The sequence below is a fragment of the Ruegeria sp. AP7 genome (assembly GCF_056539905.1).
In genome coordinates this window covers 1-12,674 of the sequence record NZ_JBQFVT010000025.1, presented here as the reverse complement: position 1 = coordinate 12,674, position 12,674 = coordinate 1, and the positions used below count along the sequence as shown (strand labels likewise).

Below are 12,674 nucleotides of genomic sequence, written 5' to 3'. Positions count from 1 at the left end.
CCAATGGCGAAGAAGGCAATGCCGCAGTCGAAGCAAAAGTCAAAGCCGAAGTCGCTGAGCTTTGCGCCAAGTTTCCGATCTATCCGAACCTGTAAGACGAAGGACCCAAATCATGAGTTTTCATAACATCGACCAAGCCCCTGCACGCCTGAACCGCAGCGAACTGGCCGTCCCAGGCAGCCAGCCCGGAATGTTCGAAAAGGCTGCACAATCAGATGTAGATGTGATCTTCCTCGACTTGGAAGACGCGGTTGCGCCTGACGAAAAAGAACAGGCCCGCAAGAACATCATCGAAGCCCTGAACGATATCAACTGGGGCAGCAAAACCATGTCGGTGCGGATCAATGGGCTGGATACACATTATATGTATCGCGACGTGGTGGACGTGGTCGAACAAGCCGGCGAACGCCTGGACCTTATCATGATCCCCAAGGTTGGCACAGCTCCTGACGTTTACGCGGTCGATATGCTGGTGACACAGATCGAGGACGCTAAAGGCTACAAGAAACGGATCGGGTTCGAACATATCATCGAAACCGCGCTTGGCATGCAGAATGTCAGCGAGATTGCGGCCGCCTCCAAACGCAACGAAAGTCTTCATTTCGGGGTTGCCGACTATGCCGCGTCTACCCGTGCCCGGACCACGATCATCGGCGGTGTAAACCCCGATTATTCAGTTCTGACTGACCCGGATACTGACGGAGGACGTATGACGCATTGGGGCGACATGTGGCACTATGCGCTGGCTCGCATGGTGGTCGCCGCGCGCGCCAACGGCCTGCGCCCGATCGACGGACCCTTTGGCGATTTTCAGGACCCGGACGGTTACAAAGCCGCGGCAAAACGGGCGGCAGTTCTGGGATGTGAAGGCAAATGGGCCATCCACCCCAGCCAAATTGCCCTGGCTAACGAGGTCATGTCACCCTCAGATGCCGAAGTCACCAAAGCACAGCGAATTCTCGTCGCTATGGCCGAGGCTGAATCGGCGGGCAAAGGCGCCGTTTCTCTGGATGGTCGTCTGATCGACTATGCCTCAATCCGTCAGGCCGAAGTGCTGGTGGAAAAAGCCGGGCAGATTGCTGCAGCATGATCACATCATGACTGTGCAATCGTCCATATCGCTGCGCGACAGTGCCGCCGCCATCTTTGCCCAGGCCGTCGCAGCAGCAGATCCCGCGATGTCCCTGCGCCAACGGTTGCAATCAGACCCATTGCCATCACCAGAAAAGAGTGGGCGCAGCATCCTGATCGCAATTGGGAAGGCTGCCCCTGCCATGATGGAGGAGGCATTGCAGCATGTTCAGGGCGATCACGTCGCCCTGATTGTAACCCACAGCGACAACTGGAATGAAGTCCCCGGCGCGACGGTATTGACCAGCGGGCATCCCATCCCGAATGAACGCGGTTTGAAAGCCGGGCGACAGATCATCGCATTGCTCAGCGCAGCACGTAAGTAGGATCAGATCATTGCACTGATTTCTGGCGGGACGTCGGCCTTGGTCCCCGCGCCTGTTGATGGCTTAACTCTTTCGGACAAAATCGCGGTCAATGAGGTTTTGCTATCTTCCGGGCTGGACATCGTTCGGATGAACCTTGTGCGTCAGCACCTGAGCCAGCTCAAAGGCGGCGGGTTTTTGCGGCACGGCTCACCTGCACCGATCACGGCGTATATCCTGTCGGATGTCATAGGTGATGACATTCGGGCCGTAGCCAGCGGACCAACTGCCTCACCAATCGGCGGCCACGCGGACGCCCGCAGGACCTGCATCGAGGCCGGGATTTGGCACCGGTTCCCAAAAGCCGCCCGTGCCCACCTGGAGAAGAGTATTCCTGATCGTTCTATAGCAGTTGAGGCAACAAACAACCTGATTGGATCGAACACGATTAGTCTTGAAGCCGCGTTTTGCTGTGCGACGCAGATCTGTAGGGCTGAAATTGTGTCCGACGCGTTGATTGGAGACGTGTCCGATGCAGCCGAACAGATTTTTCAGGCAGCCATGTCTGCCAAATTTGACCAACAAACCGCCTTACTGTTTGGCGGTGAAACGACCGTACGCCTGACAGGAACAGGTTGCGGCGGGCGCAATCAGGAATTGGCGCTGCGCGTCGCCAAATTGGCGCATGAGCGCACGATACCCGGCAACTGGGTTTTTCTTAGCGGCGGTACGGATGGCCGCGACGGCCCAACCCCGGCAGCTGGCGCGATAGTGGATGCAGGGACGCTCGCCCGAATCCATGCGTCTGGACATGACCCTGCCTCCCTGTTGGCAAGCAACGATAGTCATAAGGCTTTGACGCTGTCGGGTGATCTTCTGATGACCGGAGCAACCGGAACCAATGTTGCCGACATTCAGGTATTGATGCTTGGATCTAACACGTGAATGCGGGTGAAAAAACGGCAGATTTTTAGATCCGTTATTAGCGATCTCCGGGTTTCTGAGTGATCAATGGTGCAGATGCATCGTGACATATACTTCGGGTCAGGAAAGAAAGCCCGATGTTCGAATTTCAAGCCGAGCAAGTGGCGGAGTTTCAAGCGCCAAAGACTGCGACTTGGTGAAGTCGTACTGTTGATGCGGAGCGATTAACTGCCGGAGCGCAATCAGGCTTCCGAATACTCAAGCAGGTAGCACGAACCGCTGTAGCCGAGTAGTAGACCAATAGCCATGTTTGGCTCTTTCCCGCTTTTGGATTATGAAGTAGTTGCGTTCAGTACGAACATTGAGACTTATGGACGACCACGAATCCAGATTCAGTGTAATCTAATTTGCTATTCGCAACGGCTTTATGACTGAGGTTAGGCACGCTATCGGAAAGCCGTAAAACCATTGGATTTCGATTTCTAGTATTTTTCTGTCAGCATGATTATTTTACTAACAGGAAAAATTGATGCTATGGTAGTCCGAACTGGATTGGGTAATGCAGCTTGTCTTCTTGCAGAGCCCGTTTGGACAAGTGTAGCAAGACATTGAAAGAATGAAATTGAAAAATAACGACAAAGAAATGGCGACAAATCTGACACAGGACCCGCATTCTGTACGCTTGGGTGACAGAGAAAAAGTTCTTGAAGTTGCCATTGGTCGCGAGGTTCGTGCTTTTCGCAAACAGCAGAATACTACGGTTGCAGAATTGGCTCAGCTGACCGGATTGTCGATTGGTATGTTGTCCAAGATCGAAAACGGTAACACATCGCCTTCCTTAACGACTCTCCAATCGCTCGCTGATGCGCTTTCAGTTCCTCTGACAAGCTTTTTCAGACAATTTGAAGAGCGCCGCGAGGCGGTTCATACCAGAGCAGGCGAGGGCGTTGAGTTAGAGCGCGAAGGAACACGCGCCAACCATCAATATAATTTGTTGGGGCATATTGGTGCCAATGGTTCTGGGGTAATTGTAGAGCCTTATCTGATCACCCTGACCGTTGAATCCGACGTGTTCCCAACGTTTCAACATGGCGGAATCGAGACGATCTACATGCTTGAGGGCGAGGTAGATTACCGACACGGCGACAAGATATACCCCCTGAAACCGGGTGATACCTTGTTCTTTGACGCCGATGCGCCGCATGGACCTGAACGGTTGGTTAACCTGCCAGCACGCTACATTTCAGTGATCAGTTATCCGCAGACAAACTGATCGGCTTGCGTAACAAGAAATCCGTGGGTCTGTCATAGCCGACGTGGCTGCCGGTACCTACGATTGTAAACCCAAGCCTTGAAAACACGCTTTGGTTTTCAGTGAGTTCCACGCGCGTTTCCAGTTCCAACGCTGATAGACCAAGGTCTGCTGCACGACTTGCAGCGTGATCTACTAATGTGCGACAGATACCCTGCCCCCGCATTCCTTCCTTCACCGCCAGTTTTCCAAGGTACAAGGTGTTGGCTTTGGGCGTCAAAAACATGCACGCAATAAGCGGTCGGCCCATGGCCCAGATTTCACCGCCTTTCCGACAATGCGCCTGCATCCCGCCCACGGTCAGACTATGAATAGAAGACGGAGGGTCGATCCGGGCATCCATGTACTGAAATGACGCGCGGAGCAGCGCAAGCGCGTCATACAATGCGGCATCATCGCTCGGAATGAGCCAAAGTGTTTTGTCCGGTTCAGTCATAAAGCCAAAACACTTCGTAATGCTCGTTTATTTTGACAAAGGCGGTTCCGTTTCCAGATCCGGCCAGACTCCGGGGGAGGTCGGCAATCCATCATCAAAATGACTGAGGTAGTTCAGCATCATTGGACGGTTGTCGATGAACCCTTTGTAAGTCGCCAGTTCAACCGGCAGATCACGTACAACGCGGTGCAGACGACGACCCCATTTTGAAACAGTCATCAGATCCTGAAAACTGCACAGATAGCAGCGGATCGGGAACACCAGCGCGTTGGACCGCGGCAGGCGGAAGAAGGTCTGTAACTCGACCCGCAGATGCTGCTTATGCGTGAAGTTTTCGGGCGTCAGAGTCGTTCTTTGGATACCCCATTTGTGATAGTTTTCGGGGCTGGTATCCAGCAGCGGGTTCACTGTCATGGTCCAGTTCAGCCGGCGCGCCGGAGCGCCCTGTTGAATGTTCAACAGAAACTTCAGCGCACGCTTGAAAATCCCCATCTCATGGGCTTTTGGAACAGGTGCGTGCCATTCGAAAAAATTCATGCCGATGTCGATATCCAGGCTCCAATCGGCCTGGGTCGTGACCATACCAGCGTCCATCCACAGCATCTCGTCCCGCTGGTCCAGCACTGCGAAATCACCTTGCGCCTGACGAGTTATGTACTCCATTGGCCCGTAAGGCAGCGTGGTTTCATCCAAGAAGGTAAAGCTGTGATCTATTCCCAAGGGTTTGTTGATCCATCGCCACTGGTTGCCGTTGCGATGCAGCTCGAACAGGTCCGGATAGTCTTCGGATTTGCTAACCATGATCAGTTCCAACAAATCCCAGCCCGCCAAGGTCATTTGCGGCAAAGACTGACAACGCAGCGGATCTTGGTCCAGAACAATCGCACGGTCTTTCATCTCGGACACGTAATGTTCGTCCACATCAAACCGCATCTCGTAGACCGAGCCCTCGGGGCCGCCTCGATTACGCTGAACACCATGCCTATGAAGACGCCAAGGCCGCGATCATTGCAGCCGACAAAGAAGAATTGGCTGCCCGTGGCGTAGCAGCTGAGTAAGGGAGAAAAAGAATGTCTACTAATGGATATAAAAGCTGGGCTGTTGATCTGGCCGAGGTCGGACCGATCTATCCCTTCCAAGGTTACGAAGTCCTTATGGTCATCGTGGGCGTCGTACTCTGGATAGGTTGGCATCGCATCCAATTTGTCCGAGAAGGTGAACACCTCGAGAAGGCCCGCCACACTGGCGACGAAGAAAAAGTGAAAGCACAGCTGGAACGATACTGATCCAGCTTTGAAAGCTGGCAATGGGCATAAATCTAAACTCTTGCCCATTGCCTCTCAGGAAAATTTATTTCCTATAATTATTGATGTCCGTTTGAATTGTTGGTACCGTAGAATCATAGCGAAACACACAAGGAGATCTGCCAGCCATGTGCGGAATTGTTGGATTATTCCTCAAAGACCAGTCTCTTGCGCCCCAACTGGGCAATATGCTGACAGACATGCTGATCACGATGACGGATCGCGGGCCCGACAGCGCGGGGATAGCGATTTATGGCAAGGAATCAGGTGGAAAGACCAAGGTGACACTGCAATCGCCCAATCCCAAGGACGACTTTGCCGGTCTAGCCGAAGAGCTGGGGCAGCACTTGGGCGTGGTGGTAAGCCAGACTGATAATGACACGCACACAGTTCTGGACATTCCAGCAGCGCAGTTTGAAGCAGCACGGGCCGCGTTGGCGGAAATCCGGCCTTCAGTCCGGATCATGAGCCGGGGCGAGATGCTGGAGATTTACAAAGAGGTGGGCCTGCCCAAGGACGTGGCCGCGCGCTTTGACATAAGCAGTATGAGCGGCACACATGGCATTGGCCACACTCGCATGGCTACAGAGTCTGCCGTGACGACGATGGGCGCGCACCCGTTCAACACTGGGCCAGATCAGTGTCTGGTTCATAACGGCTCGCTGTCGAACCACAATTCATTGCGCCGCAAACTGCGCCGTGAAGGTGTAGTGATCCAAACCGAGAATGATACCGAGGTTGGAGCCGCCTATCTGACCTGGAAGATGATGAACGGGGCCACCTTGGGTGAGGCGCTGGAAAGCAGCCTTGAGGATCTGGATGGCTTCTTCACCTTTGTCGTCGGCACCAAGGATGGGTTCGGCGTGGTCCGCGATCCGATCGCCTGTAAGCCTGCGGTGATGGCCGAAACCGATCAATACGTGGCCTTTGGCAGCGAATATCGGGCGCTGGTGAACCTGCCGGGAATCGACGAGGCCCGCGTCTGGGAGCCGGAGCCAGCAACGGTTTACTTCTGGTCCCACAATGACAGCCCCACGACCAACGAAAAGGCCGCATGATATGCAAACCTATGATCTTGAAGCAGATGGCCTGCGTGGGTTGAACGCCACCCTGCAGTCGCAATCTACCGAGACTAACCAGACCAATTGGGAAGTCGTGAACCCCAAAGGCAGCCACGCCATTGCCGTTGGGCTGGATGCGCCCATCGAAGTTACGGTCAAGGGCTCAACTGGCTATTACTGCGCGGGAATGAACCAGCAGGCGACGGTCAAGATCGAAGGCTCGGTCGGGCCCGGCGTGGCCGAGAACATGATGTCCGGTCAGGTCGTTGTCGAAGGCGACGCCAGCCAATATGCTGGCGCCACCGGCCATGGCGGTCTGCTGGTCATCAAGGGCAACGCAAGTTCGCGCTGCGGCATCTCGATGAAAGGCATCGACATCGTGGTGCATGGTAATATCGGTCATATGTCGGCCTTCATGGCGCAGGCCGGTAATCTTGTGGTCTGCGGTGATGCAGGCGACGCACTAGGAGACTCGCTTTACGAGGCGCAGCTGTTCGTGCGCGGCTCGGTCAAGAGCCTGGGCGCCGATTGCATCGAGAAAGAGATGCGCCCCGAACATCTGGATATCCTGAAGGACCTTCTGGACCGCGCGGGCGCGGATGCCAACCCCGAAGAATTCAAACGCTACGGTTCCGCCCGTCAGCTTTATAACTTCGACGTCGACAACGCCGCTGCTTACTGAGGAAGAAGGGTATGAAAGACATGGACGATCAGATCCCCCGCACCCTGCCGATTCAGTCGGCGACATTCACCAATCCGATCAATGCGGAAATCCGTCGCGCTGCGGCCACCGGTATCTATGATATCCGCGGTGGCGGAGCCAAACGCAAGGTACCGCATTTCGATGATCTGTTGTTTCTGGGCGCGTCGGTGTCAAGGTATCCGTTGGAAGGCTATCGCGAACGCTGCGACACCTCGGTGACACTGGGCACACGCTTTGCCAAGAAGCCGATCGAACTGGATATTCCGATAACCATTGCGGGCATGAGCTTTGGCGCTCTCTCTGGGCCGGCGAAAGAAGCTCTGGGCCGGGGCGCGTCGGCAGCTGGCACTTCGACTACCACCGGTGACGGCGGCATGACACCCGAAGAACGCGGTCACTCCAGCAAGCTGGTCTATCAGTATCTGCCCTCTCGTTATGGCATGAACCCAAACGACCTGAGGAAGGCCGACGCGATCGAGATTGTGGTCGGTCAGGGTGCCAAGCCCGGCGGCGGCGGTATGCTGCTGGGACAGAAGATCAGCGACCGCGTGGCCGAGATGCGCACGCTGCCCAAGGGCATCGACCAGCGTTCAGCCTGTCGTCACCCGGACTGGACCGGCCCAGATGATCTGGAAATCAAGATCCTCGAATTGCGTGAGATTACAGACTGGCAAGTGCCGATCTATGTAAAGGTTGGCGCGACCCGACCCTATTATGACACCGCGCTGGCGGTAAAGGCCGGGGCCGATGTGGTGGTGATGGACGGTATGCAGGGTGGCACTGCCGCGACGCAGGACGTGTTCATCGAGCATGTAGGTCTACCGACGCTGTCCTGCATTCGCCCTGCCGTGCAAGCGCTGCAGGATTTGGGCGTGCATCGCGAGGTGCAACTGGTGATCTCGGGCGGCATCCGCACCGGGGCCGATGTGGCGAAGGCAATGGCCCTTGGCGCCGACGCAGTGGCCATTGGCACCGCCGCGCTGGTGGCGCTTGGCGACAACGATCCGAAATGGGAATCCGAGTACCAAAAGTTGGGCACCACCACAGGGGCCTATGACGACTGGCACGAAGGCCAGGACCCCGCAGGTATCACCACACAGGATCCCGACTTGGCGGCCCGTCTTAACCCGGTCGAGGCAGGACGCCGTCTGCGAAACTATCTCAAGGTGATGACACTTGAAGCGCAGACCATCGCGCGGGCCTGTGGTCATAATCACCTCCACAACCTTGAACCCGAGGATTTGTGTGCTCTGACGATGGAGGCCGCCGCAATGGCGCGTGTCCCGTTGGCCGGGACAAGCTGGTACCCGGGCAAGGAAGGGTTCTGAAATGATACTGCGCGGCTCCTTAACGGGGGCCGCGTTTTTGCTTTGGAAATTAAAAATTCAACAGGGAAAGGAAAGCCATCGTGACGACAGATCTCGCAGCTTTCGCAAAAGAAAAAGGCGTCAAATACTTCATGATCTCGTTCACCGACCTGTTCGGTGGGCAGCGGGCCAAGCTGGTGCCCGCGCAGGCGATTGCCGAGATGCAGGAAGACGGCGCAGGTTTTGCCGGGTTCGCCACCTGGCTGGATATGACCCCCGCGCATCCTGACATGCTGGCGGTGCCGGACCCGTCATCGGTTATTCAGCTACCATGGAAGCCTGAGGTCGCCTGGGTTGCAGGCAACTGCGTCATGGAAGGCAAGGATGTCGCCCAAGCCCCACGAAATGTGCTGCGCCGCTTGATTAGCGAGGCCGCCGAGATGGGCATGCATGTCAAAACCGGAATCGAGGCAGAGTTCTTCCTATTGACCCCCGATGGTGAGCAGATCAGTGATCCATTCGATACCGCCGAAAAGCCCTGTTATGACCAGCAGGCGGTGATGCGCCGCTATGACGTGGTGCGTGAGATCTGCGATTATATGCTGGAACTCGGTTGGGGACCCTATCAGAACGACCACGAAGACGCCAATGGCCAGTTCGAAATGAACTGGGAGTTTGATGACGTTCTGAAAACCGCCGACAAGCACTCGTTCTTCAAGTTCATGACCAAGTCAGTGGCCGAAAAGCATGGGCTGCGGGCCACCTTCATGCCGAAGCCTGTCGAAGGGCTGACCGGTAATGGCTGCCATGCTCATATCTCGGTCTGGGATGCACCCGGAGCGGACGCCAAAACCAACGTCTTTGCCGGCGAAGGCGACGGTCCGACCGGCGAGGTGGGACTTGGCGAACAGGGCAAGTACTTCCTTGGCGGTATCATGAAACATGCAAGCGCGCTTGCGGCGATCACCAACCCGACAGTGAACAGTTACAAGCGCATCAACGCACCGCGCACCATGTCGGGCGCGACCTGGGCCCCCAATACCGTGACATGGACCGGCAACAACCGCACTCACATGGTCCGAGTTCCGGGACCTGGCCGGTTTGAGCTGCGCCTAGCCGACGGGGCCACCAACCCCTATCTGCTGCAGGCGGTCATTATCGCCGCAGGTCTGTCCGGCATCCGCTCCAAGGCCGATCCGGGACGTCGCTGGGACATCGATATGTATGCCGAAGGCCATACCGTCACTGACGCCCCCAAACTACCGCTGAACATGCTCGACGGGTTGCGCGAATATGACAACGATACCGAGTTGAAAGCCATGATGGGTCAGGAATTCTCAAGCGCATTCCTCAAAATGAAACACCAGGAATGGAATTCCTTCGTCAGCCATTTCTCACGTTGGGAAAAAGACCACACGCTCGATATCTAATCAAATCAGGGGCTGCAGGCATCCTGCTGCCCCACCCATTCGGTTAAGCGGAGACCCGCACCTCGTGAACATACTGATTTTCCAGCATACGCCGGGCGAAAACCCCGGAGCGTTTCTGGAGCACATTTCGTCATGCGGTGATACGGCCGTTATTGTGCATTTCTATGATGGTCAACCGATCCCGCAGCTTGACGAATTTGATTTGCTTCTTGTTCTGGGCGGTCCGATGGACGTCTGGGAAACCGAAGCACATCCGTGGCTTGTGCGTGAAAAGCAAGCAATCAGAACCTGGGTTCAAGAGCTCAAACGTCCTTACTTGGTATTTGTCTTGGCCACCAACTTTTGGTTGACGCGCTGGGTGGGAAATGCGCACGCATGCAAAAGCCCGAGATCGGCGTGCATTCCATCAATCTGACTGGTAATACGCGGGGCGAACCGCTGTTCGAGCTCTTGCCTCATCAGTTCCGGGTGCTTCAATGGCATGGAGTTGAAGCTGTTGATCTGCCAGCCGACTCTTCAATTATGGCACAATCTGATGCCTGTGCTGTTCAGGCCTTGCGGGTTTCAGACTGTGCGTGGGGCGTACAATTCCACCCCGAGCTCGTTCAGGGTACAATCCAATCGTGGATGAACGATCCCGCCAACCATCAATGCGCTGTTGATTGGCTAGGTTCCGCAGATGCTGCGTGGGAAATGGTCTCTGACAGTGACCAAATAGTTGAAGAACAATTCAGGATAACATCCAGCTTCTATAACAGATTGCGACAGATCTGATCACACGCGATCAACCGGGAACTTCAAGGTTCTTTTCGCTGTCTGCTTCAACTCTCCAATCGGGGACATCATTGACAAGCATTAGCGCAGCGCGGCGCAATGTTGCGCGCAATTTGCCCACCACTGAACCGTCCATTTCGCAATCTGCCAACGCGGCGTCAAAAGTTTCCAGCCAAAGCTCGGCATCCGCTTCACGTATCGGCACATGCGCGTGTATTTCTCGCAAGTCCATATGACCAAATCGCTCACGATAATAAGCACGACCGCCCAAAAACCCGCTCAGGAATTCGAACTGCGCCTGTCTTGTATGAGATAATCCATGACCGCGAAAATGTAGTCTGTGCAGCGAATGCACCGCCGGGTCGGTCTCCATTCGATCGTAGAATCGTTCGACAAGAGTCCGCAGCTTTTCTTCGCCACCGAGTTGATCCAAAGCCGATGACATAGGTCTCTTCTCCGAGTTGCCACTGTCAATAAATATTGCATATCAGGAAAATAAGTTTATCACCAGTGACATGTTGGCGCGGTTGATATCGAGAGAAAGATACGAAATTTCAGGGCATTCCCAGTTACGCGAGGCGACCGGATGAGCGCTCTTGCTCTGGGTCTGCTGGCAGCATTGTGCTGGGGTTTTCACGATCTTGCTGTGAGATATGTCAGTCAGTCCGTGAGCGTCATTGCCGCATTGATGGCCGTACTGGTTGCCGGGGCGCTGCTACAGTTCGGTCTTGTGGCAATATGGGCTGGGTTCACTCCCATGTCTGCCAAAGCAGTATCCTACGCAGTTGTAGCAGGCGGCTTTTATTTGCTGGCTGGCCTCAGTATGTATGCCGCATTTCAACGCGGGCCTGTACGTCTCGTCGCTCCGCTTGTCGCCAGCTATCCGGTCTTGTCTGTCACACTTGCGATATGGCGTGGTTCCGAGGTCAGCATCTGGCAATGGCTGGCGATCATTGCCATTGGTGTCGGCGTTTCCATTGTATCGACCCGATCCGACGACGGTACGGAATACCCTGCCGCCGGGCCGACGTTTGCCTTTTCAGTACTCGCTGCAGTTGGGTTCGCTGCAACATTCGCTCTGGGTCAGTACGCAGCCGAACTGGGCGACGAGTTCATTGTTTCACTGATTGGCCGTCTGACCGCTATCCCTGTGCTGGCGGTAATCGCCATTGCATCTCGCAAGTCGCTTTGGCCGGGCGCACGAGCCCTGCCCCTGTTGTGCCTGATGGGTGCGCTCGATGCGGTGGCAATTCTGTGCGTCGTGTCTGCCGGTGGGTTGCCTAATGCCCAATACGCGTCCGTTGCAGCCTCGATCTTCGGGTTGTTGACTGTTGTTTTGGCTTGGGCAATTTTGCGAGAGGAAATGGCTTTCTTTCAATGGCTTGGATGCATTATCGCTTTTGCGGGAATCGGCTATCTCGCGATCTGAGCATCTCCGTTATCCAGCGCATCCCTTTGGGTCTGATGGGCAACAATCGCACTGTTTAATATGCAATCAACTTCGCCCGGACGAACGGGTCCGGGATTGTGCCATGCAACGGGGCGAATGAGGTCTTTATGCCCCTGTAACTCACTTCGCAAGTTGAGTACGTCAATATGCGCAGGCGCATCAGGTAAAAGCAGGACAGCATAGACATCCACCGACTCGTTTAGTTGTTTGATCTGAGTTCGACATTCGTCCTGCGACATTTCTTTGCCCCAGAGCTGCTGATCCAGTGCCATGTCTATTTGTGCCGCGCGGGCTATCAAAGCGCGGACGCGTGCAACATTCGTCGGAGAGTGGCCAATTGATACTATCACCATACGCATGGCGCGGCTCGCCAATCGCCAATATTGTAGCACTTTGGAACTGGCCGACTTGCCATCGCCTGCGTGAAGAGCAGCACCAAATCTCACGCTGTCAGGCCTTCGGGTTCTGGCAGGCCATTCGCCCGGCACGCGGCGGTCAGCGTATTCGCAAGCAGGCAGGCGATCGTCATCGGGCCTA

The 12,674-nt window shown here is 55.3% G+C and carries 14 protein-coding genes and 3 pseudogenes; 12 read left to right on the top strand and 5 right to left on the bottom strand.

Features of this window, described 5'->3' with window-relative positions; translation table 11 throughout:
• The first annotated feature begins 112 nt into the window (after positions 1 to 112).
• The 4 genes and pseudogenes from ACR0KN_RS22150 to ACR0KN_RS22135 all read left to right on the top strand — a co-directional run bounded on the left by ACR0KN_RS22150 (position 113) and on the right by ACR0KN_RS22135 (position 3,633).
• On the top strand, positions 113 to 1,090 hold the full coding sequence (locus ACR0KN_RS22150; protein WP_480656630.1) for an HpcH/HpaI aldolase/citrate lyase family protein: 978 nt from the start codon (positions 113 to 115) through the stop codon (positions 1,088 to 1,090).
• Positions 1,029 to 1,808 (top strand): annotated as a pseudogene (locus ACR0KN_RS22145) (DUF4147 domain-containing protein); the annotation flags it as partial. The gene ACR0KN_RS22150 and the pseudogene ACR0KN_RS22145, both read left to right, overlap by 62 nt.
• A gap of 189 nt (positions 1,809 to 1,997) precedes the next feature.
• Positions 1,998 to 2,381, top strand: coding sequence for an MOFRL family protein (locus ACR0KN_RS22140; protein ID WP_480656632.1), 384 nt, complete (start codon positions 1,998 to 2,000; stop codon positions 2,379 to 2,381).
• A gap of 595 nt (positions 2,382 to 2,976) precedes the next feature.
• Positions 2,977 to 3,633 carry a helix-turn-helix domain-containing protein gene (locus ACR0KN_RS22135; RefSeq protein ID WP_480656628.1) on the top strand — a complete coding sequence of 219 codons (657 nt, stop codon included), beginning with the start codon at positions 2,977 to 2,979 and terminating at the stop codon, positions 3,631 to 3,633.
• On the opposite strand, the gene ACR0KN_RS22130 is transcribed toward ACR0KN_RS22135, so the two are convergent.
• A complete protein-coding gene (locus ACR0KN_RS22130; protein ID WP_480656626.1) occupies positions 3,611 to 4,108 on the bottom strand; it encodes a GNAT family N-acetyltransferase in 498 nt (165 codons plus the stop codon). The genes ACR0KN_RS22135 and ACR0KN_RS22130 overlap by 23 nt on opposite strands.
• Positions 4,109 to 4,135: 27 nt before the next feature.
• Positions 4,136 to 5,083: pseudogene (locus tag ACR0KN_RS22125) on the bottom strand (heme-dependent oxidative N-demethylase family protein); the annotation flags it as partial.
• 95 nt (positions 5,084 to 5,178) lie between these two features.
• On the opposite strand from ACR0KN_RS22125, the gene ACR0KN_RS22120 reads away from it, so the two are divergent.
• The 7 genes from ACR0KN_RS22120 (at position 5,179) to ACR0KN_RS22090 (ending at position 10,687) form a co-directional block, all read left to right on the top strand.
• Positions 5,179 to 5,394 (top strand): hypothetical protein, encoded by a 216-nt coding sequence (locus tag ACR0KN_RS22120; protein ID WP_480656624.1) that lies wholly within the window; start codon positions 5,179 to 5,181, stop codon positions 5,392 to 5,394.
• A gap of 146 nt (positions 5,395 to 5,540) precedes the next feature.
• Positions 5,541 to 6,470 carry a class II glutamine amidotransferase gene (locus ACR0KN_RS22115; RefSeq protein WP_480656622.1) on the top strand — a complete coding sequence of 310 codons (930 nt, stop codon included), beginning with the start codon at positions 5,541 to 5,543 and terminating at the stop codon, positions 6,468 to 6,470.
• A 1-nt stretch (position 6,471) separates the two neighbouring features.
• Positions 6,472 to 7,155: a protein GlxC gene (locus tag ACR0KN_RS22110; protein ID WP_480656620.1), complete on the top strand. Its 684-nt coding sequence runs from the start codon at positions 6,472 to 6,474 to the stop codon at positions 7,153 to 7,155.
• Between the two features lie 20 nt (positions 7,156 to 7,175).
• Positions 7,176 to 8,504, top strand: coding sequence for an FMN-binding glutamate synthase family protein (locus tag ACR0KN_RS22105; RefSeq protein WP_010437779.1), 1,329 nt, complete (start codon positions 7,176 to 7,178; stop codon positions 8,502 to 8,504).
• Between the two features lie 80 nt (positions 8,505 to 8,584).
• On the top strand, positions 8,585 to 9,913 hold the full coding sequence (glnT, locus tag ACR0KN_RS22100; protein WP_170474700.1) for a type III glutamate--ammonia ligase: 1,329 nt from the start codon (positions 8,585 to 8,587) through the stop codon (positions 9,911 to 9,913).
• A 64-nt stretch (positions 9,914 to 9,977) separates the two neighbouring features.
• Positions 9,978 to 10,328: a type 1 glutamine amidotransferase family protein gene (locus ACR0KN_RS22095; RefSeq protein ID WP_480656634.1), complete on the top strand. Its 351-nt coding sequence runs from the start codon at positions 9,978 to 9,980 to the stop codon at positions 10,326 to 10,328.
• Entirely contained in the window at positions 10,256 to 10,687 is a 432-nt protein-coding gene (locus ACR0KN_RS22090; RefSeq protein WP_480656618.1) for a type 1 glutamine amidotransferase, read from the top strand. Before ACR0KN_RS22095 ends, ACR0KN_RS22090 begins: the two co-directional genes overlap by 73 nt.
• Before the next feature lie 10 nt (positions 10,688 to 10,697).
• Here the strand turns inward: ACR0KN_RS22090 and ACR0KN_RS22085 are convergent, their stop codons facing one another.
• Positions 10,698 to 11,132 carry a group II truncated hemoglobin gene (locus ACR0KN_RS22085; RefSeq protein ID WP_480656616.1) on the bottom strand — a complete coding sequence of 145 codons (435 nt, stop codon included), beginning with the start codon at positions 11,130 to 11,132 and terminating at the stop codon, positions 10,698 to 10,700.
• 141 nt (positions 11,133 to 11,273) lie between these two features.
• On the opposite strand from ACR0KN_RS22085, the gene ACR0KN_RS22080 reads away from it, so the two are divergent.
• Positions 11,274 to 12,116 carry an EamA family transporter gene (locus ACR0KN_RS22080; RefSeq protein ID WP_480656614.1) on the top strand — a complete coding sequence of 281 codons (843 nt, stop codon included), beginning with the start codon at positions 11,274 to 11,276 and terminating at the stop codon, positions 12,114 to 12,116.
• On the opposite strand, the gene ACR0KN_RS22075 is transcribed toward ACR0KN_RS22080, so the two are convergent.
• A complete protein-coding gene (locus ACR0KN_RS22075) occupies positions 12,101 to 12,409 on the bottom strand; it encodes a hypothetical protein (protein WP_480656612.1) in 309 nt (102 codons plus the stop codon). The two genes, ACR0KN_RS22080 and ACR0KN_RS22075, sit on opposite strands and share 16 nt — an antisense overlap.
• A 170-nt stretch (positions 12,410 to 12,579) precedes the next feature.
• A pseudogene (locus ACR0KN_RS22070) lies at positions 12,580 to 12,674 on the bottom strand (bifunctional methylenetetrahydrofolate dehydrogenase/methenyltetrahydrofolate cyclohydrolase); the annotation flags it as partial.

Bases quoted from the DNA above. Each gene is read 5' to 3' on its own strand.
- ACR0KN_RS22120 (WP_480656624.1), top strand. From the start codon at position 5,179: ATGTCTACTAATGGATATAAAAGCTGGGCTGTTGATCTGGCCGAGGTC.
- ACR0KN_RS22075 (WP_480656612.1), bottom strand. From the start codon at position 12,409: ATGGCACTGGATCAGCAGCTCTGGGGCAAAGAAATGTCGCAGGACGAA.
- ACR0KN_RS22140 (WP_480656632.1), top strand. From the start codon at position 1,998: ATGTCTGCCAAATTTGACCAACAAACCGCCTTACTGTTTGGCGGTGAA.
- ACR0KN_RS22085 (WP_480656616.1), bottom strand. From the start codon at position 11,132: ATGTCATCGGCTTTGGATCAACTCGGTGGCGAAGAAAAGCTGCGGACT.
- ACR0KN_RS22135 (WP_480656628.1), top strand. From the start codon at position 2,977: ATGAAATTGAAAAATAACGACAAAGAAATGGCGACAAATCTGACACAG.
- ACR0KN_RS22080 (WP_480656614.1), top strand. From the start codon at position 11,274: ATGAGCGCTCTTGCTCTGGGTCTGCTGGCAGCATTGTGCTGGGGTTTT.
- ACR0KN_RS22150 (WP_480656630.1), top strand. From the start codon at position 113: ATGAGTTTTCATAACATCGACCAAGCCCCTGCACGCCTGAACCGCAGC.
- ACR0KN_RS22130 (WP_480656626.1), bottom strand. From the start codon at position 4,108: ATGACTGAACCGGACAAAACACTTTGGCTCATTCCGAGCGATGATGCC.
- ACR0KN_RS22105 (WP_010437779.1), top strand. From the start codon at position 7,176: ATGGACGATCAGATCCCCCGCACCCTGCCGATTCAGTCGGCGACATTC.
- ACR0KN_RS22115 (WP_480656622.1), top strand. From the start codon at position 5,541: ATGTGCGGAATTGTTGGATTATTCCTCAAAGACCAGTCTCTTGCGCCC.
- ACR0KN_RS22110 (WP_480656620.1), top strand. From the start codon at position 6,472: ATGCAAACCTATGATCTTGAAGCAGATGGCCTGCGTGGGTTGAACGCC.